Consider the following 26,052-nt stretch of genomic DNA (forward strand, 5'->3'; position numbering starts at 1 on the left):
CCTTCGTTCACTTCGCGCGCATCCTAACCATAATCAGCGAGGAGAGAACACGATGCACATCGGCATCCCGCAGGAGACGCGGGCGGACGAGACGCGCGTTGCCGCGACCCCGGAAACGGTGAAAAAGTACGTGGCGCTTGGCCATCAGGTCACGGTGCAATCGGGTGCCGGTGTCGCCGCTGCCCAGCCTGACGACGCCTATGTGGCGGCCGGCGCCAAGATCGGAACCGCCGCCGAGGCGCTTGGCGCGCAGATCGTGCTCAAGGTGCGCTCGCCGGAAGCGGCCGAACTGGCGCAGATGCAACCGGGCGCCGTGCTGGTCGGCATGCTCAACCCGTTTGATGACGAAAACACGGCCCGCCTCGCCGCCGCCAACGTCACCGCGTTTGCGCTGGAAGCCGCGCCGCGCACCACGCGCGCGCAGAGCATGGACGTGCTCTCCTCGCAGGCCAACATCGCCGGCTACAAGGCGGTGATGGTCGCTGCCAACCATTACCAGCGCTTCATGCCGATGTTGATGACCGCCGCTGGCACCGTGAAAGCCGCGCGCGTGCTGATCCTCGGCGCCGGTGTGGCCGGCCTGCAGGCCATCGCCACGGCCAAGCGCCTGGGTGCCGTCATTGAGGCGTCCGACGTGCGGCCAGCGGTGAAAGAGCAGATCGAATCGCTGGGTGCGAAGTTTCTCGACGTACCGTTCCTGACGGACGAAGAGCGCGAAATCGCCCAGGGCGTGGGCGGCTATGCCCGCCCGATGCCGCCTGACTGGATGCGCCGCCAGGCCGAACTCGTGCACACGCGTGCAGCCCAAGCCGACATCGTCATCACGACGGCGCTGATCCCGGGCCGCCGCGCGCCGACGCTGCTGTCGGAAGCTACCGTGCAGGCCATGAAGCCAGGCTCGGTCGTCGTCGATCTGGCGGCAGCGCAAGGCGGCAACTGCCCGCTGACCGAAGCCGACCGCGTGGTCGTCAAACACGGCGTCACGCTGGTGGGCTACACCAACCTCGCGTCGATGGTGGCGGCCGATGCCTCTGCCCTCTACGCCCGTAACGTGCTTGATTTCCTCAAGCTGATCATCGACAAGGATGGCGGCTTGAACATCAACCGCGAAGACGACATCGTGGCCGCCTGCCTGCTCAGCCAGGCCGGCCAGGTGGTGCGCGCTCCCGCAGCCACGAGCGCCGCCAAATAAGAACGGAGACGGCGGCCTGCCGGGCGTCACAGCCCGGCATGGTGGCCAGTGGCGATTTCATCTTTTGTTTCAAGGAAAGCTTCATGCAACGCAACATGCTTCGCGCCAAGCTGCACCGCGCGACGGTCACCCAGGCCGATCTCGACTACGAAGGCTCCTGCGGCATCGACGAGGACCTCCTCGATGCCGCCGACATGCGCGAATACGAAAAGATCGAGCTGTACAACGTCAACAACGGCGAACGCTTCTCGACCTACATCATCAAGGGCAAACGCGGCTCGGGCGAAATCTCGCTCAACGGCGCCGCCGCACGCCGCGCCCACGTGGGCGACCTGCTGATCATCTGCACTTACGCGCCGATGAACGAAGAAGAAGTCGCCAGCTACAAGCCCAAAGTCGTGCTGCTGGGCGAGGGCAACAAGATCAAGGCCATCAAGGAAACCTGACGCGCCAGGCGGCCGGGCCTGAACGACCTGGCCGCTTCGCACATCGACCAAGAAGCGAGGAGGAGCACTCATGGAGCTGGTCAATCACACGGTGATCAATCTGATCATCTTCGTGCTGGCGATCTACGTCGGCTACCACGTGGTCTGGACGGTCACGCCGGCGCTGCATACACCGCTGATGGCCGTGACGAATGCCATCTCGGCCATCATCATCATCGGTGCCATGCTGGCAGCCGGCCTCACACAGACGGGCCTCGGCCGCACGATGGGCGTGGTGGCGGTGGCGCTGGCGGCAGTCAACGTGTTTGGCGGCTTCCTGGTCACGCAGCGCATGCTTGAGATGTTCAAAAAGAAGGAGCCGAAGGCCAAGGCCGATCAGAGCGAGGGAGCCAAGCAATGAGCATGAACCTTGTCACCCTGCTGTATCTGCTGGCTTCCGTCTGCTTCATCCAGGCGCTCAAGGGGCTTTCGCATCCGACCACGGCGCGGCGCGGCAACGCGTTCGGCATGACGGGCATGGCGATTGCCGCCGTCACGACCGTCGCACTGATCTACAAGCTCAAGGCCGAGATGTTTGCCGGCACTGAGAGCGGCACATCCACGGGTTTCATCCTGATCTTCGCGGGCCTGGTGGTGGGCGGGGGCATCGGCGCCTATGTGGCGCGCACGGTCGAGATGACCAAGATGCCTGAGCTGGTGGCCGCCATGCACTCGCTGATCGGTCTGGCCGCAGTGTGTATTGCCGTCGCTGCGGTAGCCGAACCGTCTGCCTTCGGCATCACGATGGCCGGCGACAACGTGCTGCCCCTGGGCAACCGCGTGGAGCTGTTCATCGGCACGTTCGTCGGCGCCATCACGTTTTCGGGTTCGGTGATCGCCTTCGGCAAGCTGTCGGGCAAATACAAGTTCCGCCTGTTCCAGGGCGCGCCGGTGCAGTTTGCCGGCCAACACATGCTGAACCTGCTGCTGGCGGTGGCCATGCTCGGCTTCGGCATCCTGTTCTTCCTGAGCCAGAGCTGGCTGCCGTTCATCATCATGACGGCCATCGCCTTTGTGCTGGGCGTGCTGATCATCATCCCCATTGGCGGCGCAGACATGCCGGTGGTGGTGTCGATGCTGAATTCGTATTCGGGCTGGGCGGCGGCCGGCATCGGCTTCTCGCTCAACAACCCGATGCTGATCATTGCCGGCTCGCTGGTCGGGTCATCCGGTGCAATTCTGTCTTACATCATGTGTAGGGCGATGAACCGGTCGTTCTTCAACGTGATCCTGGGCGGCTTCGGTTCTGAAGCATCCGCCGGGGCCGCAGCAGGTGGCGGCGGACAGCAGCGCCCGGTCAAATCGGGCTCGCCGGATGATGCAGCCTTCCTCATGGGCAACGCCGAGACGGTCATCATCGTCCCCGGCTATGGCCTGGCCGTGGCGCGCGCGCAGCACGCCCTGAAGGAACTGACCGAAAAGCTGTCGGACAAGGGCGTGACCGTCAAATACGCGATCCACCCGGTCGCAGGCCGCATGCCGGGCCACATGAACGTGCTGCTGGCCGAAGCCGAAGTGCCTTACGACCAGGTCTTCGAGATGGAAGACATCAACGGTGAGTTTGGCCAGGCCGACGTGGTGCTGGTGCTGGGCGCCAACGACGTGGTCAACCCGGCGGCCAAGAACGATCCGAAGTCGCCCATTGCCGGCATGCCGATCCTGGAGGCCTACAAGGCCAAGACCATCATCGTGAACAAGCGCTCGATGAACGCCGGCTATGCCGGGCTGGACAACGAGCTGTTCTACATGGACAAGACGATGATGGTGTTTGGCGACGCCAAGAAGGTCGTTGAGGACATGGTGAAATCCGTCGAGTAAAGCGGCGCACTGACGGCCGTCAATGTGCCGTCAGGCCAGACCGGTTCCGCTTGCTCCCGGCAGCGGCAGACAGTAACGTAGTGGAAACGGGCAGCGCCGGCCACACCGGCCGTGCGCTGCACCCAGCCCTCTTCCGACTCTTCCCGACGTATGCAACAGGACAGCGCCCTGCCGGTCTATTTCCACCCTACCCTGACGGTGGTGGTCGACGACAGCCAATCGTTCGTGGAAAGCCTCGGGTTCCAGATGGACCCATCACGTGCGCTGCTGGCTTTCAATGATCCGGAAGAGGCGCTGGCGTGGCTGCGCCAGTGGCATTCGCTTCGCATGCCGGGTTTCCTGCCCGTGCGCGTCACGCACGATGACCTGACGTTCTCGACCGAGCGCCGCACGATCCAGCTCGACGTCGACCGCGTCTACCGCCAGATCCACGAGGTCAACCGCTTCCTCCAGCCCTCGGTCATCGTGGTGGATTACTCCATGCCACGCATGAACGGTCTGGAGTTCTGCGCCAAGCTCAAAGATCTGCCGTGCATGACGATCCTGCTCACCGGCATGGCCGACGAGAACATCGCCGTGCAGGGTTTCAACGACGGCCTGATCGACCGCTACATCAAGAAAGACAATCCGGCGATGGCCGAGCGGCTCAGCGCGGAAATCGAAGCACTGCAGGTGCGCTACTTCAGCAACCTGTCGAGCACACTGCGCGATCTCCTGTCGCGCCACTCGTTCAGCTTCCTGTCAGACCCGGCGATCACACGGCTCGTGCGCGATTTGTCTACGCGCTACCGCTTTATCGAGTACTACCTCTATCCGCACCCCGCCGGCGTGCTGCTGCTCACGGCCGATGGGCGGGCGACGCTCATGGTCATCGAGACCAACGCGAGCATGCTCACGCACCTGGAAAACGCCGAGGCCTACAACGCGCCCGACGCGCTGCTCAAGGGGCTACACGACAAGCAGATCGTCCCGTTCTTCTGGCCCGGCGATGGGATGTACACCCCGGCCTGTGTGGAGTGGGAACAATATTGCCTGCCCGCAGAGGTGTGCCAGGGGCGCGAGCCGTATTACTACGCGCTGTTCGACATGCCCAGCCATCTGCTGCCGGCACAGGTCTACAGCTACGCCCAATTCCTCACCAACTACAAACAGGATCCGGACGCGCTCACCGGCCGCAAGCCACGCTGAGGTGGTGTTTCCGCTTTGCTCTGCACTGCGGGTTTCCGCATTGTGTGGGTCACATTGGGCAAGTACAATCAATTGCGTCATCCGGCAGCCATGACGTCAGAGCATGGCCCGGCTGAATCGCCCTGATGCATGCGTGGCATACCTGCGGCATCATGGCGAATACGGGTGCCAGCACGCAACATACGATATGGCGCCCCGAGTTCATTACTGTGCGGGATTCTCCTTGAGGGACGATTTGGGATGCAGCAGCGGGCCGCGCGTTCAAGCAGCGCGCGTTGCGGATGTCAGCGGAGTGCATCGTTCCAATCTGGTCATGGTTCACGGTTGCACGATTCCCGTTGCCACGCTGTTGATCGGCGAGCAGTAGAGGTGCCGCGGTAGCAGTACTGAAGGCGCCGGCTGCAGTCGATCATCCTCCCCGATCTTCTCGAAGCGGGTTTGGGCGAGAGACGCCCGGGCTGGCGCGTATTGCGCACAGCCAGCGGACGGCTTCAAGCACGCTTTCACGACTGATGCGGCGGCATGCCCGGCAGTGTCGGCGGGGCGCGCCGTATTCGCGGTGCCCGGATCGCGCTACGACCCCGGGTGCGCGGTTGTTGGAGTGAGCGTCCCGCTTGGCAGACGTTTTCCCTGAAGTCTCCGGCAAATTCGCACCGTGTACTCACCCAACCAAATCGATCCCGCGGTCAGCTTCCGCAACTCACAGGGTCAGCAGGTCCGCGGCACCATCATCACGCTGCAGCGGCGTGCCCTGGTGATGGAGATCTACAACCCCTACTCGATCGTGCAGGTGAGCGAGGTGCTGTCCGAACTCGCGATCAAGATGGGGACGCGCCAAGCCTATCTTGGCAAGGCGGTGGTGATCAGCCTGGTGAACACGGGGCTGACCGCCGTCGTCTCGCTCACGCTGATCGACGAATGGCGCGAGCTGTCGGAAGTGGCCGACACGCCCGCCTCGGTGGGCGAAGAAGCGCGAACGTTCGTGCAGGAATGGCAGGAACGTTTCCGCATCCATCGCGACTATCAGATCGTCGTCAACGAGATGCGAGCGTTCCTGGCCGAAGTGTCGCGCTGGGTGGAACAGGTGGATCTGTCGAAGACATTGCCGCGCGAAGACAACAAGCTGCGCATGGATGTCTTCCAGGAGCTGGCCGAGCCGATCATGCTCAAGCTCAAGGGCTACATGGACGGGCTGGAATCGGAAGCGGGCAAGGTCGAGGCGGAGCTTGCACCTGCTCACCGCACGTTCGCGCAGGCGGCGCTGCATCCGCTGCTGTTGCGCGCGCCATTCATCTATCGCACGTACACCAAGCCGCTGGGCTACGCGGGCGACTACGAGATGGTCAACCAGATCCTCTCCGACCCGCGAGAGGGGCCGAACACGTACTTCCAGATCGTCAACGCCGCCTTCTTGCGTACCGACGTGGCCGAGGCGCACCGCAACCGCATCGACATTCTCGTGCAGTATCTGAGCGACCTGGCAGCCCAGGCCAAGGCGGCGGGCCGACCGTTCAAGGTGCTGAACGTCGGCTGCGGGCCTGCGGTGGAAATTCAGCGCTTCATTCAGGAGCATCCCGAGCCATCGCTGCTGTCGTTCGAGCTGGTGGATTTCAGCGAAGAGACGCTCGACTACACCCGCGAGCAGATGCGCCGCGCGATGGACCGCGCGCGCAAGACCGTCACCGTCGATTTCGTGCATGAATCGGTGCATCAACTGCTCAAGCGCCGCATCACGGCCGACAGCCCGCAAGCCGGCGATTGCGATGCAGTGTATTGCGCCGGCCTGTTCGACTATCTGTCCAACAAGGTCTGCCAGCGCCTGCTCTCCTACTTTGCTTCGCGCACGCGCCAGGGCGGCGCCATTCTTGCGACGAACGTGCACGGCAACAACCCGATGCGCTTCGTGATGGAACACGTGCTGGAGTGGTACCTCGTCTATCGCGATGAACCGCTGATGGCTGAGTTGCTGCCCGAAGGCTCGCACGACGTGCGTGTCTATACCGACGTGACCGGCGTCAACGTATTCGCCCAGGCCAGCGTGGCCCGGCTTGCCACATCCGCTGCTTAATCCGCAGCCCAGGAACACGCATGGAGCCTATTACACATCGCGGATACCAGGCCGAGCTCAAGCAGTTCCGGCTCGTCTTCAGCCGCATGGCCGCCATTACCGGCATCGTGCTGGTGCTGGCCGGTGTCGGGCTGGACTACGGCATGTATGTGGACAAGCTGTGGCTGTTCGCTTCGCTGCGCGTCATCACGTCGCTCATCATGCTAGGCGCACTGCTGGTGCTGTACACGCGCTGGGGCGAGGAGCACGTGCAGAGCCTGACGTTCTTCTGGCTGATCTGTCCGCAGATCATGATCTCGTGGATGATCTACGACACCGAGGGCGCCAGTTCACCGTATTACTCGGGGCTGAACCTGGCGATCTATGCAGTGGGCATGGTGATGCCGATCGGCTTTCTGCAGGCCGTACTGTTCGGCACCTGCACGTACATCTTCTGGGTGATCGCGTGCACGCTGCATCCGGGCGGCATCCAGTCGCGCGAGATCTTCATCGTGCATTCGATGTTCATCCTGTTCTCGATTGCGACGAGTACGCTGTACACGTACTTCAACGAGCGCGGGCGCTTCCAGCTCTTCCGGCTCAAGGAAGAAGTGGCGCAGAAGAACGAGCAGCTGGCGCAGACCAATCAGAACCTCACCGACATCAAGGGCCAGCTTCTGCAGCAGGAAAAGATGGCCGCCATCGGCACGCTGTCCGCCGGCCTGCTGCATGAGATCAACAACCCGGTCAACTTTTGCCTGATGGCGATTGCCGTGGCGCAGGAAGATCCGACCGCCAAGAGCAGCCCGATGCTGCTCGAATGCCTGACCGATGCCAAGGAAGGCATGCAGCGCGTGCAGCACATCGTGTCGGACCTGAAGACCTTCGCCTACCGCAGCCCCGAGAAAGGCGAAGCCGATGCACCGTTCCTGGTCGAGAAGGCTATCGACTCGGCCGTCCGCCTGACGAGCCACGAGTTGCGCGGCGTGGCCCTGGAACGCAAGCTGCCGGCTGACACGCTCGTGCGCGGCGACGAGGCGGCCATCATCGGCGTGCTGATCAACCTGTTGTCGAACGCGGCGCTTGCCATGCAAAAGGTGCAGCGCGAGAACCCGCGCATCGAAATTGCCGGTGAGTGGATCGACAACCGCCTCCATGTGGTGGTGACCGACAATGGCCCGGGGATCTCGGAAAAGAACCTGTCGCGCGTGTTCGAGCCGTTTTTCACCACGCGCGATGTCGGCAAGGGCCTGGGCCTGGGCCTGTCGATCAGCTACAGCGTGATCCAGCGCCACGGCGGCACCCTTGCGGTGACGAGCCAGGAAGGCGAGTGGGCGCGCTTCACGTTCGATCTGCCGCGCTCGGAGTAGACGCATCATGGACACCACGCCGGAGACCGTCACCATCCTCTACGTCGACGATGAAGCGCAAGCCTGCAAATGGTTCGCGCGCACCATCGGCGTCGGCTACGAAGTACTGACGGCCAACAGCGTCGAAGAAGCCAAGACCGTGCTGCGCGATTCGCACGAGCGCATCAGCGTGGTCCTGACCGACTTCCGCATGCCCGGCGGCGACGGCACCGAACTGCTGCGCTTCATCGATGCAGAATACGGCGACATCGCCACCATCCTCGTCACTGCGTATGCCGACAAGGACCTGCTGATCCAGGCCGTGAACACCGGACGCGTGTTCAAGATCCTGGAGAAGCCCTATCAGCCCGAAGACGTGCGGCGCTCGCTGCAGGAGGCTCTGGCACTGTGCCAGGACCGCCTCTTGCGTACCCAGCGCCTCATGGCAATCGACGAAACGCTGGCCTTTCTGGCGCACGAGTTGAACACGCCGCTGGCGGCCATCTCCAACTTTGCGCGCGGCATCCGCATGCGCGTGGACCAGAGTGAGCCCACGCCCGGCGCCCTTCCTGAAATTGGGCGCGCGGCCGATCGCGTGCAAGACAACGCGCGCTACTGCCTTTCAGTGATCGCCACGTTTCTGAACTCCGTGCGCAACACCTACGGCAAGCCCGGCACCGCAGCCACGCCCAACAGCGCGGGCGGGCTGATCCGCTCGTTGTTCGATACGTACCCGTTTACGAACGCACAGCGCGAATGGGTGTCGTACCGCGTGGAAGAGGATTTTCCGATCCAGACGCTGCCCAACTGCGTGATGCTGGTGCTCTCGTCGCTCACGAGCAACGCGTTGCAGGCACTGCGACACACCCATGCGCCGAAGCTTGAAATCGTCGCAAGCCGTGCGCCAGATGCGGGCAACGCCCAGCACATGATCCGCATCGAAGACAACGGCCCCGGTATCGCGCCCGACGTTCTCGCGCGGCTGACCATCGACCCCGTGACCACGCGCGCCGAAGAAGGCGGCAACGGCATGGGCATGATTTTTTGTACGCGGATCATGCAATCGTTCGGGGGAGCGATTGCAATCGATTCCGCACCCAGCGCAGGCACGCGCGTGACTCTGACGTTCCCATGACAAGACCATCAACATTACGAACCACGCCGCACGTGATCCGCGCGTTTGCCGTATTGGCCGCATTTGCTATGAGGAGTGACGGATGACCAATCCCGGGGGCCACACGCCCACTAACCCGCCCAAGATCCTGTACGTGGACGACGAGACATTGGCGCTGACGTACTTCGGCCGTGCCATCGGTTCACTGGCGCCGGTCGTCACCGCCACCTCGGTCGAAGAAGGCAAACGCATGCTCGACCGGCACGCCGCCACACTCGGTGTGCTCGTGTCGGACCAGCGCATGCCCGGTGAACTCGGCAACGAGCTGCTGCGCTATGCCCGCGAGCGCTATCCGCACCTCGTGCGCATCCTGACGACCGCCTACTCCGAAATCGAAGACACGGTGGAGGCCGTCAACCAGGGGCAGATTCACCGCTACATCAAGAAGCCGTGGGACATCACCGCATTGCGCGTGGAACTGAAGCAAGCATTGGAGTTCTCCGATCTGCGCCGCGAACGCGACGCGCTGCTACGCGAGAAGATGACGGTGCGCCAAAGCCAGACGCTGACGCATCGCATCGGGGCGCTGCAGACGCTGTACCTGGCGGTGTCGGGGCTGTCATCGTTCAGCGCCGTCAACGATTACCTGCGTGCTGCCGCAGCCGTGGGTCTGCAATCGTTGGCACAGCCCGACTGGGCGATGAAGGACTACACCGAGCTGGTCGGCGAAGAAAGCCTGCGCACCGGCGAGTTCAGCCACGCAGTACGGCAGGCCTATCTCGACTTGTCGTCGCGCTTTGACAGCAAGCCGGCAGCCCAGGCGTTGGAGGTGCTGGCCGAGGCGCTGGACGGCAAGGTCTCGCCGTCGGGCCACGATGCTGCGGCGGTGGTTGATCTCACCACGCTGACGGAATTCCTGGAAGCCGCGTCCACGCACAAGGTGTCGGAGGCGCATGCCAAGTGGCTGGCGTTCCTGCTGTGGCTCGATGGCAAGGGCTGGTCGCTCACGGCCGAGCGCGATGGCGCGACCGTCAAGCTGCGCCTGCTCGACAACCAGACGCAGCTCACGCCGGATCAACTCGCGGCGTGGATGGAGCATTTCCAGGATCTGCAGGCCGCCTGAAACGGGCCCGCAGTTGTCACACAGCGCCGATGCCTATGCGTCGGCGTTGTCGTTTGAGGCATCGCCCTTTGCGGGCCGCTCGGGCCGTTCGGGTCGATCACGCATGCCGCCCTTCACCATGTCGAAGCGGAACAGGCGGCATTCGATGTTGCCGTTGTAGAGCGGCGTGCGCTGCGATTCCTTCAGCCGCATCCGACGCGGCATCGAAAGATCGCCGGTGAAGACGAACGCCTTCCAGCCGGCGAACTCACGCTTGAGCGTGCCGGCAAAAGCCTGCGCGAATTCGTTGGCGGCGGCCTCTTCCTCGGGGTCAACCGGGGGGGGCGGCTCAGGTTGCCGCAGCTCGCGCATCGGACGGCGGCCATCGTCGCGCGGGGCACCCATGGCGCGGCTGGCGCGCTCGAACACGGTGCCATCCTCGTCGCCCTCGCCTTCCGGTCGGCGGCGGCGTGAACCGTGTGCACCGCGCACGGCGATACGCTCACCGTAGGGCGGGTTCATCAACAACACGCCGGCTGCCTCGAACGGCGGCTTGCCGAAGCGTGCATCGACTTGCTTGAGCGCCGGCTCGCCGGGCAGGCCGGCACGCTGCCAGTTGGCGGCGGCATAGGCCAGCATGTCGGTGGAAATGTCGGAGCCGGCCACCAGCGGCGGCGCACGGCGCATGGATGCGGCGGCCGCATCGGCGGCAGCTTCGCGCAGGCGCTTGAAGCATTTGGCGTCGTGGTCCTGCAACCACTCGCAGGCGAAGGCGCGCTGCCCGCCCGGTGCAATGCCCAGAGCACGTTGCGCAGCTTCGATGAGGAACGTGCCGCTGCCGCACATCGGGTCGTAGAACGGCATGCCGTGGGCACCCGTCCAGCCCGTCAGGCGCAGGATGCCGGCCGCGAGGTTCTCCTTCAGCGGCGCCTCGCCCTTTTCCTGGCGCCAGCCGCGCTTGAAGAGCGGCTCGCCGGTGGTGTCGAGGTAGATCGTGCAATCGGTCTCGGTCAGGTATGCGTAGATGCGCACGTCGGGGGAGACCGTATCGACGCTGGGGCGCGCGCCCATGCGCTGGCGGAAGCGGTCACACACCCCGTCCTTGACGCGCAGGCCGACAAACTTCAGGCTCTGCAACGGCGATTTGTGCGCGGTCACGTCCACGCGGATCATTTCGTCGGGCGTGAAATAGTCTTCCCAGCGCTGCGCAGCGGCCAAGGCGTAGATGTCGTCTTCCGAGCGATACCCGCGCGAGCCCAGGCGCATCAGCACACGGCTGGCAATGCGGCTGTGCAGGTTGACGGCATACGCCGCGCCCTGCGTGCCGAAGAAGTGCACGCCGCCCGGCACGGTGCGGCCCACCTCGAACGCGGCCAGCTCATCCACCTCGGGGCGGATGGCGATTTCGGCCAGTTCATCGGCCAGCGCCTGTTCCAGCCCACGGGGGCATGGCGCGAAGTAAGCAGTTGCCATCGGAAAACCAGAAAAATCAGAACGGCTTGACGACCACCAAGATCGTAATCGCCAGCAACAACAGCACCGGCAGTTCATTGAACCAGCGGTAGAACTTGTGGGAGCGCTTGTTGGCGCCCGCCTCGAACTTGCGCAGCAGCACGCCGCAGCCATGGTGGTATCCGATCGTCACGAGCACCAGCGCGAGCTTCGCGTGCATCCAGCCATTGGGTGGATACAGCCCGATGCGATATCCCAGGAACAGCCACAGCCCCAGCAGGATCGCGACAATTGCCAGGATGGTCGTAAAGCGGAACAGCTTGCGCGCCATGATCAGCAGGCGCGTGATGGCCGCGCGCTCGGTTTCCATTGCCAGGTTGACGAAGATGCGCGGCAGATAGAACAGCCCGGCAAACCACGACGCAATGAAGACGATGTGAAAGGCTTTGACCCAGAGCATGCGAACCGTCCCGTGAATGGAGTGAAGCGCGATCGGTAAAAACAGCGCGCCGCTCGTGGCGGCGCTCAATGTGCAGCAAGCGATATCAGGTGCGAATCTCGCCGTGCCCGAACACGACGTACTTCAGCGAGGTCAGTCCCTCCAGCCCGACCGGCCCACGCGCATGCAGCTTGTCGTTGGAGATGCCGATCTCGGCGCCCAGGCCGTACTCGAATCCATCGGCAAAGCGCGTGGACGCGTTGATCATCACGCTGGCCGAATCGACCTCGCGCAGGAAGCGCATGCCGGTCGAATAGTTCTCCGTGATGATCGAATCGGTGTGCGCGGAACCGTAGGTATTGATGTGCTCGATGGCCGCGTCCAGACCGTCAACGGTGCGGATCGACAGGATCGGCGCAAGATATTCGGTGTGCCAGTCGGCCTCGACGGCATCTTTCAGATTGCCGAAGCCTGCAGCTTCGAGCGTAGCGCGCGTGCCCGGGCACACCCGCAGTTCGACGCCCTTGTCCTGGTAGATACGTGCCAGCGGCGGCAGCGCGCGTGCGGCCACATCGCGCGACACGAGCAGCGTTTCCATCGTGTTGCACGGCGCATAGCGTTGCGTCTTGGCGTTGTCGCACACGCGCACGGCCTTCTCGATGTCCGCGTCGGCGTCGATGTAGACGTGGCAGATGCCGTCCAGATGCTTGATCATCGGCACGCGTGCTTCTTCGATCAGTCGCGCGATCAGGCTCTTGCCGCCGCGAGGCACGATCACATCGACGTACTCCGTCATGGTGATCAGCTTGCCGACGGCCGCGCGATCCGTCGTAGCCACCACTTGTACGGCGTTGGCCGGCAGGCCTGCGTCTGCCAAGCCTTCCTCGATGAGCGCCGCCAGCGCGCCGTTCGATTCGATCGCTTCGGAACCGCCTCGCAGAATGGTCGCGTTGCCCGACTTGATGCACAGCGCCGCGGCATCCACCGTCACGTTCGGCCGCGACTCATAGATGATGCCGATCACGCCAAGCGGCACGCGCATCTGGCCGACCTGGATGCCGGTGGGCCGGAACTTCATATTGCTGATCTCGCCGATCGGGTCGGGCAGCGCAGCGATCTGCTCCAGGCCCGCGGCCATGGTATCGATGGCGCGGTCGGTCAGCGTGAGGCGGTCGATAAAGGCAGCATCCTGGCCGTTGGCGCGGGCACGCTCGACGTCGCGGGCGTTGATCTCTTTGAGCTTGGCGGCATCGCGACGGACAGCGGCCGCAATATGCAACAGCGCGCGGTTCTTTTGCGCAGTGCCGGCGCGTGCCATGCCGCGCGAGGCAGTGCGCGCCTGACGGCCGACCAGGGCCATGTATTCGTTGACGTCGAGCTGCTTCATGATGATCGCGACCGGCAAGCTGCCGGCAATTCAGTGTGAGGACAATTCGAAGGCTTGCGCCGATGGCGCGGATCAGGCCGGCACCGGGAGGCTGCCCGGCCGCGCGATACGCATCGCCAGTTGCAGCAAGCCATCCCAAGGTTCAGCGGGTAGCGATGGTTCACGCAACCCCTTGACCTGCCGATCCAGCTTGGCCGCCATGGAGAGCGCTCCCTCCAGCTCGCGCTGCGACAACCGCTGCGCCGCCTGCGGCACCAGCCGCTCGCGCGGGCCCCACACCCGAAGTTCCCGCAGCATGGACGCCACCGGCTTGCCTTGGGCCGCGCCCGAGGCGATTTTTGATAATACGCGAATTTCTTCGGTCAACGTCCAGAGGACCAGGACCGTCGCTTCGCCCTCGCCCCGCAGCCCTTCGAGCATGCGTACCAGGCGCGGCACGTCTCCAGCCAGCATGGCTTCGGACAGCTTGAACACGTCGTAACGCGCCACGTTGAGCACCGCATCGTGCACATCGTCGAACGTCAGTACACCGGGCGGATGCAGCAAGCCGAGTTTCTGGATTTCCTGATGCGCGGCCAGCAGATTGCCTTCCACACGGTCGGCAATGAACTGCAGGGCGCGGCGGCCAGGCTCACCGGGCTCCACACGTTGCTGCTGGCGCGCCAAGCGCTCGCCAATCCAGCCGGGCAGCTTGGTGCGGTCCACCGAATCGACCTTGATCGACACGCCAGCGCCTTCCAGCGCCGCGAACCACGCCGACTTGGCGGTCGCAAAATCCAGGCGCGGCAGCGTGATCAGCGTGAGGGTGTCGGTGGCGGGGCCGGACGGTGTGCCGGCCGCCAATGCGCGCAATGCTTCGCCGCCATCCTTGCCAGGCTTGCCGGACGGAATGCGCAGCTCGACGATCTTGCGATCTCCGAACAGCGACATCGACTGCTGCGCCTCGGTCACGCGCGACCACGAGAAGCCGCGTTCGACGCTCATCACCTCGCGCTCGCTAAAGCCCTGCGCGCGCGCAGCTTGGCGCAGCGCATCGACAGTCTCAAGTGCGAGCAGGTGCTCGTCGCCGTGCACCACGTACAGCGGCGCGAGCCCCTTGGCAGTGGCCTGCTTCAGATGACCTTCGAGCGCGTCGAGCCGCAATTGCATGGGAAACCTTGCCCTGATCTGCCGCTTACGACGGCAGTTTCACGGCGCCCAGGCGCCGTACGAGCTGGTTGATCGTATCGCCCTGCATGTCCCGGTAGAGCGCCGCTTCTTCGTAGTCCTTGGCGAGCACCTGTGTCTCGTTGTACGAGAGATCGCGGAACTGCGTGATTTCCGACGGCGGGATCAGCAGGTTGTCGTGCGCATCGCGCAGCTGGAAGCGGAAGCGGTACGTGATGCGGTACTCGCGCACCACACCCTGCGGCGTGAGCGACGAGATGGTCTTCACGCGGTCTTCGGCCAGCACGTCGAGCAGCGCATCGGCGTCTTTCTTATCCGACACGATGATGGTGTCGGAGCCGTTGTCGATCAGCCGGCGCAACTGCGCGCGCATCTGCGAGTTCTGCGGCAAGTTGATGTACAGCCGCTTGAACGCGAAGTCGGTGTTGCCCCGCATGTGGAAACCGCAAGCGGACAGCGCCGGCAGCGCAATCGCAAGCGCAAGGACAGAGCGGCCAAAGCGACGGCGGGACAAACCTCGGGACAACGACATAACCATGCGTTCCTTGAGTGGGATGGCCGATCAGGCCACCACGTTCACCAGACGGCCCGGCACCACGATGATCTTCTTGGGCGGCTTGCCTTCAGCAAATTTCTGGACAGCTTCATCCTTGGCGGCAATCGCTTCGATGGCAGCGCGGTCGGCATCGGCCGGCACGACAATGCTGCCGCGCACCTTGCCGTTGACCTGCAGCACGAGTTCGATCTCGCTTTGCACCAGCGCACCTTCGTCGACCTGCGGCCACGGGGCATCGAGCAGGTCGCCATATGCGCCCGCGTAGCCCAGTTCCGTCCAGAGCACGTGCGTGATGTGCGGCACGACCGGGTACAGCACGCGCAGCAGCAGCCCCAAGCCTTCGCGACGCGCGTCGGCACCGGCGTCCTTGGCGCCTTCCAGCGCGTTGAGCATCTTCATCGTCGCGGAGACGACGGTGTTGTACTGCAGGCGCTCGTAGTCGTAGTTCGCTTGCTTGAGTACGGTGTACAGTTCGCGGCGCAACGCGCGATCGGCATCCGTCGCACCCGCCACGACGCCATTGCCGTGGCCGCCGCGAATGGCGTCACCATGCACCACACCAAAGTTCCACAGACGGCGCAGGAAGCGCGAGGCGCCCTCCACGCCGGCGTCGTTCCACTCGAGTTGTTGCTCGGGCGGCGCGGCGAACATCGTGAACAGGCGCGCCGTGTCGGCACCGTACTGGTCGATCAGCGCTTGCGGGTCGATGCCGTTGTTCTTCGACTTCGACATCTTCTCCACGCCGCCGATCACCACCGGCTGGCCGTCGGCCTTGAGCGTGGCACCCACCGGGCGGCCGCGTTCGTCAGTCTGCACGTCAACATCGGCGGGGTTGATCCACTGCTTCTTGCCCGATGCATCTTCGCGGTAGTACGTCTCGTTGAGCACCATGCCCTGCGTGAGCAGGTTGGTGAACGGCTCGTCGAATTTGACGAGGCCCAGGTCACGCATGACCTTGGTCCAGAAGCGCGCGTACAGCAGGTGCAGGATCGCATGCTCGATGCCGCCGATGTACTGGTCCATCGGCATCCAGTAATCGTTGCGGGCATCGACCATTGTTTCGCCGTCCGGGCACGTATAGCGCATGTAGTACCAGCACGAATCGATGAAGGTATCCATCGTGTCGGTCTCGCGGCGCGCGGGCTTGCCGCACGACGGGCACGTGCAATTCAGAAAGCGCGGATCCTTGGCGAGCGGATTGCCCGTGCCGTCCGGAACGAGGTCTTCGGGCAGACGCACCGGCAGGTCCTGCTCGGGCACCGGCACGACACCACAGCTCTCGCAATGGATCAACGGGATCGGCGTGCCCCAGTAGCGCTGGCGCGAGATGCCCCAGTCGCGCAGGCGCCAGGTGGTCTTCTTCTCGCCCAGGCCTTGTGCGGCCAGATCGGCAGCCACGGCATCAACGGCCTGCTGATAGTTCAGGCCATCGTACTTGCCGCTGTGGAACAGCACGCCGTGTTCCTTGTCGCCGTACCAGTCGGCCCAGGTGGTCGTGTCGTACGACTGGCCCTTCACGTCGATCACCTGCTTGATGGGCAGGTGGTACTTGTTGGCAAAGGCAAAGTCGCGCTCGTCGTGCGCGGGCACGCCCATCACGGCGCCGTCGCCGTAGGTCATCAGCACGTAGTTGCCGACCCACACCGGCACGGATTCGCCCGTGAGCGGATGCGTGACGGTCAGGCCAGTCGGCATGCCTTTCTTTTCCATGGTGGCCATGTCGGCTTCCATGACACTGCCGTGCTTGCACTCTTCGATGAACGCGGCGAGTGCCGGGTTGCTCTGCGCGGCGTGCGTAGCAATCGGATGCTCGGCGGCCACGGCGCAGAACGTCACGCCCATGATCGTGTCGGCGCGCGTGGTGAAGACGTACAGCTTGCCGTCGTTGATCAGCTTGCCGTCGTCACCGGAAATGTTATGCGGGAATGCGAAGCGCACCCCCTCGCTCTTGCCGATCCAGTTCTGCTGCATCAGCTTGACGCGCTCGGGCCAGCCCAGCGGGTCAAGGTCGGAGAGCAGTTCCTGCGCATACTTGGTGATGCCCAGGTAGTACATCGGGATCTCGCGCTTTTCCACCACCGCGCCCGAACGCCAGCCGCGCCCGTCGATCACCTGCTCGTTGGCGAGCACGGTCTGGTCGACCGGGTCCCAGTTCACGGTGCCGGTCTTGCGGTAGGCGATGCCCTTTTCGAGCATCTTCAGGAACAGCCACTGGTTCCAGCGGTAGTAGTCGGGGCTGCAGGTCGCCACTTCGCGCGACCAGTCGATCGCCAGGCCCATCGACTGCATCTGCTTCTTCATGTAAGCGATGTTGTCGTAGGTCCATGCAGCCGGCGCCACGCCGTTGTTCAGCGCCGCGTTTTCCGCCGGCATGCCGAAGGCGTCCCACCCCATCGGCATCAGCACGTTGTATCCCTTCATGCGCAGTTGACGCGTCATCACGTCGTTGATCGTGTAGTTGCGCACGTGGCCCATGTGCAGCTTGCCCGACGGATACGGCAGCATCGAGCAGGCGTAGAACTTGGGCTTGTCCGAGCCGTCAGCAGCGCGCGCGTGTTCGGTCACGCGGTAGGCATCCAGAGCCTGCCAGTGTTGCTGCGCTTGCTGTTCGACGTCGGACGGGGAGTATTTGTCTTGCATGGTGATGGGTCGTCCGGGTGTCCGGGCGATTGCAGCCGCGCCACCAACGCGCGCAGCCGGATTGAATAACGGAAAAGGCCCGATTATACCGTCGCCACCCGCGCCATCCGGGCGATCGCGAGCGGAGAAAAAAAGGGCGCCGGACAGGCCTGCCGGCGCCCTTTCCTGCCCGCCTGATTTACAGGCCGAGCACGTCGTTCATGTCGTACAAGCCTTTCTTGCCAGCCACGTAAACCGCAGCACGCACTGCACCTTCGGCATACGACTGGCGGGTGTTGGAGCGATGCGTGATTTCGATGCGCTCGCCGTCGCCAGCAAACAGCACGGTGTGGTCGCCCACGATGTCACCGCCACGCACGGTGGCAAAACCGATGGTGCCAAGCTCCCGCGGGCCGGTCTCCCCTTCTCGGGCGTACACTGCGCGATCAGCCAGCTTGGTGCCCTGCGCCTCGGCCACGATCTCGCCCATCTTGAGCGCGGTGCCCGACGGCGCGTCGATCTTGTGCTTGTGATGCGCCTCGATGATTTCGACGTCGTAGCCCTGCGCCAGGATCTTGGCGGCGACTTCGATCAGCTTGAACGTCGCGTTCACGCCCACGCTCATGTTCGGTGCCCAGACCACGCCGATCGACTCGCCGTAGGTCTTGAAGCTGGCCTTCTGCTCGGCCGTGAAGCCGGTTGTACCGATGACCACCGCGGTGCCCAGCTCACGGGCCACGTTCAGGTGATTGAGCGTTGCATCAGGACGCGTGAAGTCGATCAGCACGTCGGCTTGCGAAAGCCCCGCACGCACGTCGTCGGTCACAATCACGCCGGTGGTCTTGCCCAGCTTGACGCCGGCGTCCTGGCCCACGGCGTCGCTGCCTGGGCGGTCCAGCGCAGCGCCCAGCGTCACGCCGGGCGTGCGCAGTACGGTGTCGATCAGCATCTGGCCCATGCGGCCCGAGGCGCCTGCAATCGCAATTTTCATGTCGGTGGAAGCGAAAAGCTGCAAAAGAGAAAACGGTCTGTCAAACGCACAAGCGGCGGAACCCGTCCGCCGCTCGCTCGAAGATGGTGTGCCGATGCCTGGGCGCTCAGGGCGACGTCGTAGCCGGCGGCGGAACGCTGGTGTCGGTGCCGCCACCGCCCGTGCGGCGCTCCGGCAGCGTCACGTCAACACTGTTTTTGGAGCCGGCGGTCGATTGCACGCGGTCAGTCACCTCAGCCGACGGGATCGACGGAGCGCGCGCTGCCGGTGCGGCACCCGCAGCAGCAGCGGCTTGCGCGGCATCCTTCTTCGGGCGTTTGATGCCGTCGATCTCAGAGATCAGCTCCGATTCGGACGGCAGCTCATCAGCGCCCACCCACTTGGCGAGGCGTTCGCCATCAAACCACACGGTCAGCTTGCGTTCCTGCACAACGGCCGTGTTGCCGCGCTTGAACGAAAAGATGTAATCCCAGCGGTTGGCATGGAACATATCGGTCAACAGTGGCGTACCGAGTACAAAGCGCACCTGGTCACGCGTCATGCCTTCCTTGAGTTGTGCAGCCTGTTCTCGCGAGACGAAATTGCCTTGCACGATATCGATGCGATACGGCGTGATGGCATTGGCGATCTTGCGCGTGGTGCTGTCATAGGTGCCGCATCCGGCCAGCAACGCCGACGCGGCGAGCATGGCACCCACCAACAGGCCGCCGCGACGGGCGACGTTGGCAAAATGGACAGGACTGCGCGCAAAGGGAAAGGTCATGAGCGATCGGCCTTCAAACGGTTCCGGACATGCCGGTACAGGAGGAATCGGCGGCGGCCAGGCACATTGTGCAGGCCCGTCAGTAGGACTTTTGCCGCCAAAACCCTTATGATTGGAATCCGAACATTGTACTCTAGGGAGCCTGGCGCATGCCGAGTCCTGCAGACCTCAAGAACATCGGTCTGAAAGCCACGGTGCCGCGGTTGAAGATCCTCGAGATCTTTCAGACCAGCGAAGAGCGCCACATGAGCGCCGAAGACGTGTACCGCATCCTGCTCGCCGAGCACATGGACATTGGCCTGGCCACCGTCTATCGCGTGCTGACGCAGTTCGAGCAAGCGGGGCTGCTGTCACGCAACAACTTCGAATCCGGCAAGGCGATCTACGAACTCAACGAGGGCAAGCACCACGATCACCTGGTGTGCCTCGACTGCGGCCGCGTGGAAGAATTTTTCGATGCCGAGATCGAACAGCGCCAGCAGAGCATTGCACGTGCGCGCGGCTTTGCGCTGCAGGAGCACGCGCTGTCGCTCTATGGCAATTGCACGAAGGAAGCCTGCCCGCATCGGCCAAAGCGCTGAAGCAGCGTCGCAAAAAAGAAACGGCCGCATCATCTGCGGCCGTTTTTCATTGGAGCGGAGAGACGACGAATGTCAGGCGGACAGCCGCGTCTCGCCCTCCTTTTCTGCGTCGCCCTGGCCGCCCTTCTCGGCCTTGCCGTGTTCGTTGGCCTGCATGGGCGGATGGGTCGGAGCGCCCGACGCCTGGCCGGTGTATTCGGCCACGACCTGCTTGAAGAGCTGTCGCGCCCACACCAGCATCGGATGCGTGTTGCGGCTGCGGTGCCACAGCATGTTGAGGCCGAGCACGGTTTCCAGCTCCGCCGGTAGCGGAAACGCGTTGAGGTCGTACATCTTGCAGACCATATCCTTCATCAGCGAATTGACCGTGAAGATCATGTCGGTCTGGGCAGCCACTTCGCCTTGCGTGCGCCAGCTATGCACCGTCATGGTCGAATTGCGCTTGAGGCCGCGCTGCTGCAAGGCGTAATCCAGCGGAATGAGCGACGGCGCGACACGGCTGCCCGGGCTGCCCTGCGCGATGAAGATGTGCTCGCAGTCCAGGTATTGCTCGAGCGTGCAGCGATCGCCGAGGATCGGGTGGTCCTTGCGTGCGCAGACCCACATGTTGAAGGAGGTCACGACCTCTTCCATGATCTCGGGGTGGCGCGTGGGGAACGGCGAGAACGCCAAGTCCAGCTCGTTGGCGCGCATGGCGGCCACATCGGCTTCCCACGAGGACGACTCCGTCAGGCGCACCTGCAATGCCGGCGCCAGACGCTTGATGCGCAGCAGGAAGCGATCGAACAGCGCATCGCCCAGCGTGCCGGCAAAGCTCACGTTGAACGTGCCGGTGGCTTCGGCCGGGTCAAACGTGGCGATATCGCCTTCGTTGATGGCGGCCCACAGGTCGAGCATCTCGCGCACCTTCGGGCCCAGCTCAAGCGCCTTGGGCGTAGGCGTCAGGCCGTGCGGAACACGGATGAAGAGGGGATCGTCGAAGATTTCGCGCAGACGGCCCAGCGAATGCGAGACAGCCGGTGCGGTCATGTGCATCTTTTCAGCCACGTAGGTGGCGTTGCGCTTGCTCAGCAGCTCAACAAAAATCACCAGCAGCTTGGTATCGACGTTGACCATGGGACGCCTTGGCTCGAACACGTTGGAGACTGGAAAGGCAACCATTGCCGAGGCAATGGGCCGGACGCGACGTAAAAGCCCGCCACATCACAATGTAGTATTTGTTCAGTGTACGGACTGCAACCCGATTTTCAAAGCGAATTCCTGTAGCCCGAATTTGAAATTTGCCAATTCGCAAACGTTTTCGTTCCAGTCCATAACAAACATCGATTTGTACCCAAGCGACAACGTTTTGGGGAGACACCTCACCCGGACCGCAGGCCTATGAAAAAACGCGCCCGAAGGCGCGTTCTCTTTCGACTGCTAAGTGGGTTGGATTACTTGCCCACCACACGTGCCATTTCCAGGCACTTGTTCGAATAGCCCCACTCGTTGTCGTACCAGCTCACGACCTTGATGAAGGTGCCATCCAGTGCGATGCCGGCTTCGGCGTCGAAGATGGAGGTGCGTGCATCGCCGCGGAAATCCGTAGCGACGACCTTGTCTTCGGTGTAGCCGAGCACGCCCTTCAGCGGGCCTTCGCTCTGTGCCTTCATTTCGGCGCAGATTTCAGCGTACGTGGCGGCGCTTTCCAGCTCGACGGTCAGGTCGACGACCGACACATCCGAGGTCGGCACGCGGAACGACATGCCGGTCAGCTTCTTGTTCAGCTGCGGAATCACCACGCCCACGGCCTTGGCGGCGCCAGTGGACGACGGGATGATGTTTTCCAGGATGCCGCGGCCGCCGCGCCAGTCCTTGTTGGACGGGCCGTCAACGGTCTTCTGCGTGGCAGTGGCAGCGTGCACGGTCGTCATCAGGCCGCGCTTGATGCCCCACTTGTCGTTCAGCACCTTGGCAACCGGTGCGAGGCAGTTGGTCGTGCACGAAGCGTTGGAGATGATCGCCTCGCCCTTGTACGTTTCGTGGTTCACGCCGTACACGAACATCGGGGTGTCGTCCTTCGACGGGGCCGACATGATCACCTTCTTGGCGCCCGCGTCGATGTGCTTCTGCGCGCCTTCCTTGGTCAGGAAGATGCCGGTCGATTCGATCACCACGTCGGCGCCGACTTCGCCCCACTTCAGCTCGGACGGGTCCTTCACGGCGGTCAGGCGGATCTTCTTGCCGTTGACGACGAGCGTGTTGCCGTCGACCGACACTTCACCGTCGAAGCGGCCGTGCACCGAGTCGTACTTCAGCATGTACGCCAGGTAGTCGGGCTCGAGCAGGTCGTTGATGGCAACAACTTCGATGTCCTTGAAGTTGGCGGCGGCGGCGCGGAACACCATGCGTCCGATGCGGCCGAAGCCGTTGATGCCGATCTTGATGGTCATGGTCAGTCTCCTGATAGCAGAAAAGAAATCGACGATGCGATAAAAACCAGCGCGGCACCTCGTAGGTGCCGCGTGCGCAAATTCAGTTAAGCAATGACGCTCTTGGCGGTGTTCACCACGTTCTCGACGGTGAAGCCGAAGTGCTTGAACAGCACACCTGCCGGGGCGGATTCACCGAACGTGTCGATACCGACCACGGCTTGTACCTGGTACTTCCACCAGAAATCGGTCACGCCCGCTTCCACGGCGATGCGCGGCACGCCGGCCGGCAGCACGCTCGCCTTGTAGGCCGAATCCTGTTTATCGAACACGGTGGTGGCGGGCACGGAAACCACGCGCGCGTGGATTCCCTCGGCGGCGAGCTGGTCTGCTGCACCGACCGCCAGGCCAACTTCCGAGCCGGTGGCGATGATGACCACGTCCGGCTTGCCGTTGGCCGCATCGCGCAGCACATAGCCGCCGCGCGCGATGGCTTCGCGCGTGGCCGGGTTGCGCGCCTGGAACGGCAGGTTCTGGCGGCTGAAGATCAGGCAGCTCGGGCCGTTCTGGCGCTCGATGGCAGCGGCCCAGGCAACGGCGGTTTCGGTCGTGTCGGCGGTGCGCCAGACATCCATGTTCGGGATCAGGCGCAGGCTGGCAACGTGCTCGATGGACTGGTGCGTCGGGCCGTCTTCGCCCAGGCCGATGGAATCGTGCGTGAAGACGAAGATCGAGCGGATCTTCATCAGCGCGGCCATGCGCAGCGCGTTGCGGCTGTAGTCGGAGAACGTGAGGAACGTGCCGCCGTACGGAATGTAGCCGCCGTGCAGCGCGATGCCGTTCATGATGGCGCTCATGCCGAACTCACGCACGCCGTAGTTGATGTGGTTGCCCCAGGCTTCCACGCGCACGGCCTTGCTGCCGCTCCAGTTGGTCAGGTTCGAACCGGTCAGATCGGCCGAGCCGCCCAGCAGCTCGCCCAGGACCGGGGCGTAGGCTTCAAGCGTGTTCTGGCTGGCCTTGCGGGTGGCGATGGTCTCAGCCTTGAGTTCGCATTTCTCGATGAACTCGTCGACGGCCTTCTCGAAGCTGGCGGGCAGTTCGCCGCGCATGCGGCGCTCGAATTGTTCGGCTTCGGCGGGGTAGCGGTCGGAATATGCATCGAACAGCGCGTTCCAGGCCTTTTCCAGCGCCTGGCCCTGCCCTTTGGCATCCCAGGCGTCGTACACGGCTTGCGGGACTTCGAACGGGGCGTGCGGCCAAGCCAGCGCTTCGCGCGCAGCGGCGATTTCAACGCCGCCCAGCGGGGCGCCATGCACGTCGTGGCCGCCTTCCTTGTTGGGCGCACCCTTGCCGATGAGCGTGCGGCAGCAGATCAGGGTCGGCTTGTCGGACTTCTTGGCCTCGGCAATGGCGGCGTCCACGGCGTCAACGTTGTGGCCGTCCACGGCGCGGATCACGTTCCAGCCGTAGGCTTCGAAGCGCTTCGGGGTGTCGTCGTTGAACCAGTGGACGACGTCGCCGTCGATCGAGATGCCGTTGTCGTCCCACAGCGCGATCAGCTTGTTCAGCTTGAGCGTGCCGGCCAGCGAGCAGGCTTCGTGGCTGATGCCTTCCATCAGGCAGCCGTCGCCCAGGAAGACATAGGTGTGATGGTTGACGATGTCAAAGCCCGGGCGATTGAATTCCTGACCCAGCAGACGTTCAGCCAGGGCCATGCCGACGGCGTTGGTGATGCCTTGGCCGAGCGGGCCGGTGGTGGTTTCCACGCCCGGGGTGATGCCGTATTCCGGGTGGCCGGCGGTCTTGCTGTGCAACTGGCGGAAATTCTTCAGTTCCGACATCGGCAGGTCGTAGCCGGTGAGGTGCAGCAGCGCGTAGATCAGCATCGAGCCGTGGCCGTTGGACAGCACGAAACGGTCACGATCAGGCCAGCGCGGGTTCAGCGGGTTGTGGCGCAGGTGGCGGCTCCACAGTGCCACGGCGATATCCGCCATGCCCATCGGCGCGCCAGGGTGGCCCGAATTGGCTTGCTGGACGGCGTCCATGGCGAGCACGCGAATGGCGTTGGCCATCAACTGGGTAGGCTGGGTGGTGTTCGAGTGGAGGGCGGGGGCGGTCATGCGAACCTGCGGCAGGAGATAGGCGGGAAAACCGCGATTTTACCAGACGGGGATGACCCGGCTGGGGTGATCGCGGTCAGTAAAACGTGCTACGACGTCCCCTCCCCCGCCCGGCTTACCACTCCGCCACGGAACCGTCGGCGTGACGCCACACCGGGTTGCGCCAGTCGGGGGCTTCCTTGCTGCGTTCGATGACCAGCGCCTCGTCGATGTCCACTCCCAGGCCGGGCAGGCGCGGCGGGCGGATATACCCGCCTTCCAGAGCAAAATCGGCCTTGTTTCGCACGTAATCGAGCAGTTCGGCGCCCTTGTTGTAGTGGATGCCCATGCTCTGCTCCTGCAACGTGGCGTTCCAGCTGACGAAATCCACGTGCAGGCAGGCGGCCAGCGCGATGGGGCCGAGCGGGCAATGCGGTGCCAGCGCCACATCGTAGGCCTCGGCCATTGCGGCGATCTTCACGCATTCAGTAATGCCGCCGGCGTGAGACAGGTCCGGCTGCAGGATCGACACCCCGCCCGCTTCCAGCACGCGCTTGAAGTCGAAGCGCGAGAACATGCGCTCGCCGGCAGCGATAGGCAGATGGGTGTGGGCGGCCAGGCGGGCGTAGGTTTCAGCCTGCTCGGCAAGCACCGGTTCTTCGATAAACAGCGGGCGGTACGGCTCCAGCTCCTTGATGAGCACCTTGGCCATCGGCGCAGAAACGCGGCCGTGAAAATCGAGCCCGAATTCGACGGTGTTGCCGAACGCCGAGCGAATCTCTGCAACCCTCGCCACCGCGGCATCCACGGCGCGGGACGTGTCGATGATGCCCATCTCTTCGCAGCCGTTGAGCTTGAAGTGGTCGAAGCCGCCGGCCTGCAGCGCCTTCATGCCGGCAATCACGTCGGCCGGGCGATCGCCGCCGACCCAGCTGTAGGTGCGCATCTTGTCGCGCACGAGGCCGCCGAGCAGTTCGTACACCGGCACGCCCAGCACCTTGCCCTTGATGTCCCACAGCGCCTGGTCGATGCCGGCAATGGCACTCATCAGGATCGGGCCGCCGCGGTAGAAACCCGCGCGGTACATGGTCTGCCATAGGTCGTTGATGCGACTCGGGTCTTGGCCGATGAGGTAGTCGGACAGCTCGTGCACCGCCGCTTCCACTGTGCGCGCACGGCCTTCGATAACGGGTTCGCCCCAGCCGGTGACGCCCTCGTCGGTCTCGACTTTCAGGAACATCCAGCGCGGCGGCAGGCGGTACGTGGTCAGGCGGGTGATTTTCATGGAT

At 63.8% G+C, this 26,052-nt stretch carries 22 protein-coding genes; 10 read left to right on the top strand and 12 right to left on the bottom strand.

The genetic code is table 11. The features are described 5' to 3' along the window. Window positions 1-52: 52 nt before the first annotated feature. The 9 genes from BEK68_RS11575 to BEK68_RS11615 all read left to right on the top strand — a co-directional run bounded on the left by BEK68_RS11575 (window position 53) and on the right by BEK68_RS11615 (window position 10,316). A complete protein-coding gene (locus BEK68_RS11575) occupies window positions 53-1,192 on the top strand; it encodes a Re/Si-specific NAD(P)(+) transhydrogenase subunit alpha (RefSeq protein WP_004632846.1) in 1,140 nt (379 codons plus the stop codon). An 83-nt stretch (window positions 1,193-1,275) separates the two neighbouring features. Then, window positions 1,276-1,638 carry an aspartate 1-decarboxylase gene (gene panD, locus BEK68_RS11580; protein WP_009241493.1) on the top strand — a complete coding sequence of 121 codons (363 nt, stop codon included), beginning with the start codon at window positions 1,276-1,278 and terminating at the stop codon, window positions 1,636-1,638. A 70-nt stretch (window positions 1,639-1,708) separates the two neighbouring features. Further along, window positions 1,709-2,038, top strand: a complete 330-nt coding sequence (locus BEK68_RS11585; RefSeq protein ID WP_004632848.1) for an NAD(P) transhydrogenase subunit alpha — start codon at window positions 1,709-1,711, stop codon at window positions 2,036-2,038. Continuing rightward, entirely contained in the window at window positions 2,035-3,495 is a 1,461-nt protein-coding gene (locus tag BEK68_RS11590; RefSeq protein ID WP_012436390.1) for an NAD(P)(+) transhydrogenase (Re/Si-specific) subunit beta, read from the top strand. Before BEK68_RS11585 ends, BEK68_RS11590 begins: the two co-directional genes overlap by 4 nt. Before the next feature lie 150 nt (window positions 3,496-3,645). Then, on the top strand, window positions 3,646-4,683 hold the full coding sequence (locus BEK68_RS11595) for a response regulator (RefSeq protein ID WP_012436391.1): 1,038 nt from the start codon (window positions 3,646-3,648) through the stop codon (window positions 4,681-4,683). A 655-nt stretch (window positions 4,684-5,338) separates the two neighbouring features. Beyond that, window positions 5,339-6,751 carry a class I SAM-dependent methyltransferase PhcB gene (gene phcB, locus BEK68_RS11600; RefSeq protein ID WP_004632851.1) on the top strand — a complete coding sequence of 471 codons (1,413 nt, stop codon included), beginning with the start codon at window positions 5,339-5,341 and terminating at the stop codon, window positions 6,749-6,751. 20 nt (window positions 6,752-6,771) lie between these two features. Further along, complete coding sequence (locus tag BEK68_RS11605) at window positions 6,772-8,100, top strand: sensor histidine kinase (protein WP_012436392.1); 1,329 nt, start codon at window positions 6,772-6,774, stop codon at window positions 8,098-8,100. 7 nt (window positions 8,101-8,107) lie between these two features. After that, window positions 8,108-9,214, top strand: coding sequence for a two-component system hybrid sensor histidine kinase/response regulator PhcR (gene phcR, locus BEK68_RS11610; RefSeq protein WP_012436393.1), 1,107 nt, complete (start codon window positions 8,108-8,110; stop codon window positions 9,212-9,214). A gap of 82 nt (window positions 9,215-9,296) precedes the next feature. Continuing rightward, the gene (locus tag BEK68_RS11615) at window positions 9,297-10,316 is read left to right on the top strand and encodes a response regulator (protein WP_004632854.1); all 1,020 of its coding nucleotides are present in this window, start codon (window positions 9,297-9,299) and stop codon (window positions 10,314-10,316) included. Between the two features lie 33 nt (window positions 10,317-10,349). Here BEK68_RS11615 and BEK68_RS11620 read toward each other — a convergent pair whose 3' ends face one another. The 8 genes from BEK68_RS11620 to BEK68_RS11655 all read right to left on the bottom strand — a co-directional run bounded on the left by BEK68_RS11620 (window position 10,350) and on the right by BEK68_RS11655 (window position 19,669). Beyond that, window positions 10,350-11,768, bottom strand: coding sequence for a THUMP domain-containing class I SAM-dependent RNA methyltransferase (locus BEK68_RS11620; RefSeq protein ID WP_012436394.1), 1,419 nt, complete (start codon window positions 11,766-11,768; stop codon window positions 10,350-10,352). A 16-nt stretch (window positions 11,769-11,784) separates the two neighbouring features. Next, window positions 11,785-12,207 carry a CopD family protein gene (locus BEK68_RS11625; RefSeq protein WP_009277382.1) on the bottom strand — a complete coding sequence of 141 codons (423 nt, stop codon included), beginning with the start codon at window positions 12,205-12,207 and terminating at the stop codon, window positions 11,785-11,787. An 85-nt stretch (window positions 12,208-12,292) separates the two neighbouring features. Beyond that, a complete protein-coding gene (locus tag BEK68_RS11630) occupies window positions 12,293-13,573 on the bottom strand; it encodes a glutamate-5-semialdehyde dehydrogenase (protein ID WP_012436395.1) in 1,281 nt (426 codons plus the stop codon). A 72-nt stretch (window positions 13,574-13,645) separates the two neighbouring features. Beyond that, on the bottom strand, window positions 13,646-14,722 hold the full coding sequence (gene holA, locus BEK68_RS11635; protein WP_004632859.1) for a DNA polymerase III subunit delta: 1,077 nt from the start codon (window positions 14,720-14,722) through the stop codon (window positions 13,646-13,648). 25 nt (window positions 14,723-14,747) lie between these two features. After that, on the bottom strand, window positions 14,748-15,272 hold the full coding sequence (lptE, locus tag BEK68_RS11640; protein WP_012436396.1) for an LPS assembly lipoprotein LptE: 525 nt from the start codon (window positions 15,270-15,272) through the stop codon (window positions 14,748-14,750). A 30-nt stretch (window positions 15,273-15,302) separates the two neighbouring features. Continuing rightward, window positions 15,303-17,936, bottom strand: a complete 2,634-nt coding sequence (gene leuS, locus BEK68_RS11645) for a leucine--tRNA ligase (protein WP_012436397.1) — start codon at window positions 17,934-17,936, stop codon at window positions 15,303-15,305. Between the two features lie 178 nt (window positions 17,937-18,114). Then, entirely contained in the window at window positions 18,115-18,906 is a 792-nt protein-coding gene (gene dapB / locus BEK68_RS11650; protein ID WP_012436398.1) for a 4-hydroxy-tetrahydrodipicolinate reductase, read from the bottom strand. A 106-nt stretch (window positions 18,907-19,012) separates the two neighbouring features. Then, window positions 19,013-19,669: an outer membrane protein assembly factor BamE gene (locus BEK68_RS11655; protein WP_012436399.1), complete on the bottom strand. Its 657-nt coding sequence runs from the start codon at window positions 19,667-19,669 to the stop codon at window positions 19,013-19,015. A 149-nt stretch (window positions 19,670-19,818) separates the two neighbouring features. Here BEK68_RS11655 and fur point away from each other — a divergent pair, with 149 nt between their 5' ends. After that, a complete protein-coding gene (fur, locus tag BEK68_RS11660) occupies window positions 19,819-20,250 on the top strand; it encodes a ferric iron uptake transcriptional regulator (protein ID WP_004632868.1) in 432 nt (143 codons plus the stop codon). Window positions 20,251-20,322: 72 nt separating this feature from the next. Here the strand turns inward: fur and BEK68_RS11665 are convergent, their stop codons facing one another. The 4 genes from BEK68_RS11665 to dgoD all read right to left on the bottom strand — a co-directional run bounded on the left by BEK68_RS11665 (window position 20,323) and on the right by dgoD (window position 26,048). Then, window positions 20,323-21,366: a LysR family transcriptional regulator gene (locus tag BEK68_RS11665; protein ID WP_012436400.1), complete on the bottom strand. Its 1,044-nt coding sequence runs from the start codon at window positions 21,364-21,366 to the stop codon at window positions 20,323-20,325. Between the two features lie 317 nt (window positions 21,367-21,683). After that, a complete protein-coding gene (gene gap, locus BEK68_RS11670; protein WP_004632871.1) occupies window positions 21,684-22,682 on the bottom strand; it encodes a type I glyceraldehyde-3-phosphate dehydrogenase in 999 nt (332 codons plus the stop codon). 86 nt (window positions 22,683-22,768) lie between these two features. Continuing rightward, entirely contained in the window at window positions 22,769-24,784 is a 2,016-nt protein-coding gene (tkt, locus tag BEK68_RS11675) for a transketolase (RefSeq protein WP_012436401.1), read from the bottom strand. A 115-nt stretch (window positions 24,785-24,899) separates the two neighbouring features. Beyond that, window positions 24,900-26,048: a galactonate dehydratase gene (dgoD, locus tag BEK68_RS11680; RefSeq protein ID WP_012436402.1), complete on the bottom strand. Its 1,149-nt coding sequence runs from the start codon at window positions 26,046-26,048 to the stop codon at window positions 24,900-24,902. Window positions 26,049-26,052 lie beyond the last annotated feature (4 nt).

It is taken from the genome of Ralstonia pickettii (genome assembly GCF_001699815.1).
In the GTDB taxonomy this organism is placed as follows: domain Bacteria; phylum Pseudomonadota; class Gammaproteobacteria; order Burkholderiales; family Burkholderiaceae; genus Ralstonia; species Ralstonia thomasii.

What these genes read in the sequence shown, in the direction of transcription:
- BEK68_RS11575 (WP_004632846.1), top strand. Translation starts at nt 53, where the DNA reads ATGCACATCGGCATCCCGCAGGAGACGCGGGCGGACGAGACGCGCGTT.
- panD (WP_009241493.1), top strand. Translation starts at nt 1,276, where the DNA reads ATGCAACGCAACATGCTTCGCGCCAAGCTGCACCGCGCGACGGTCACC.
- BEK68_RS11585 (WP_004632848.1), top strand. Translation starts at nt 1,709, where the DNA reads ATGGAGCTGGTCAATCACACGGTGATCAATCTGATCATCTTCGTGCTG.
- BEK68_RS11590 (WP_012436390.1), top strand. Translation starts at nt 2,035, where the DNA reads ATGAGCATGAACCTTGTCACCCTGCTGTATCTGCTGGCTTCCGTCTGC.
- BEK68_RS11595 (WP_012436391.1), top strand. Translation starts at nt 3,646, where the DNA reads ATGCAACAGGACAGCGCCCTGCCGGTCTATTTCCACCCTACCCTGACG.
- BEK68_RS11605 (WP_012436392.1), top strand. Translation starts at nt 6,772, where the DNA reads ATGGAGCCTATTACACATCGCGGATACCAGGCCGAGCTCAAGCAGTTC.
- phcR (WP_012436393.1), top strand. Translation starts at nt 8,108, where the DNA reads ATGGACACCACGCCGGAGACCGTCACCATCCTCTACGTCGACGATGAA.
- BEK68_RS11615 (WP_004632854.1), top strand. Translation starts at nt 9,297, where the DNA reads ATGACCAATCCCGGGGGCCACACGCCCACTAACCCGCCCAAGATCCTG.
- BEK68_RS11620 (WP_012436394.1), bottom strand. Translation starts at nt 11,768, where the DNA reads ATGGCAACTGCTTACTTCGCGCCATGCCCCCGTGGGCTGGAACAGGCG.
- BEK68_RS11625 (WP_009277382.1), bottom strand. Translation starts at nt 12,207, where the DNA reads ATGCTCTGGGTCAAAGCCTTTCACATCGTCTTCATTGCGTCGTGGTTT.
- BEK68_RS11630 (WP_012436395.1), bottom strand. Translation starts at nt 13,573, where the DNA reads ATGAAGCAGCTCGACGTCAACGAATACATGGCCCTGGTCGGCCGTCAG.
- holA (WP_004632859.1), bottom strand. Translation starts at nt 14,722, where the DNA reads ATGCAATTGCGGCTCGACGCGCTCGAAGGTCATCTGAAGCAGGCCACT.
- lptE (WP_012436396.1), bottom strand. Translation starts at nt 15,272, where the DNA reads ATGTCGTTGTCCCGAGGTTTGTCCCGCCGTCGCTTTGGCCGCTCTGTC.
- leuS (WP_012436397.1), bottom strand. Translation starts at nt 17,936, where the DNA reads ATGCAAGACAAATACTCCCCGTCCGACGTCGAACAGCAAGCGCAGCAA.
- dapB (WP_012436398.1), bottom strand. Translation starts at nt 18,906, where the DNA reads ATGAAAATTGCGATTGCAGGCGCCTCGGGCCGCATGGGCCAGATGCTG.
- BEK68_RS11655 (WP_012436399.1), bottom strand. Translation starts at nt 19,669, where the DNA reads ATGACCTTTCCCTTTGCGCGCAGTCCTGTCCATTTTGCCAACGTCGCC.
- fur (WP_004632868.1), top strand. Translation starts at nt 19,819, where the DNA reads ATGCCGAGTCCTGCAGACCTCAAGAACATCGGTCTGAAAGCCACGGTG.
- BEK68_RS11665 (WP_012436400.1), bottom strand. Translation starts at nt 21,366, where the DNA reads ATGGTCAACGTCGATACCAAGCTGCTGGTGATTTTTGTTGAGCTGCTG.
- gap (WP_004632871.1), bottom strand. Translation starts at nt 22,682, where the DNA reads ATGACCATCAAGATCGGCATCAACGGCTTCGGCCGCATCGGACGCATG.
- tkt (WP_012436401.1), bottom strand. Translation starts at nt 24,784, where the DNA reads ATGACCGCCCCCGCCCTCCACTCGAACACCACCCAGCCTACCCAGTTG.
- dgoD (WP_012436402.1), bottom strand. Translation starts at nt 26,048, where the DNA reads ATGAAAATCACCCGCCTGACCACGTACCGCCTGCCGCCGCGCTGGATG.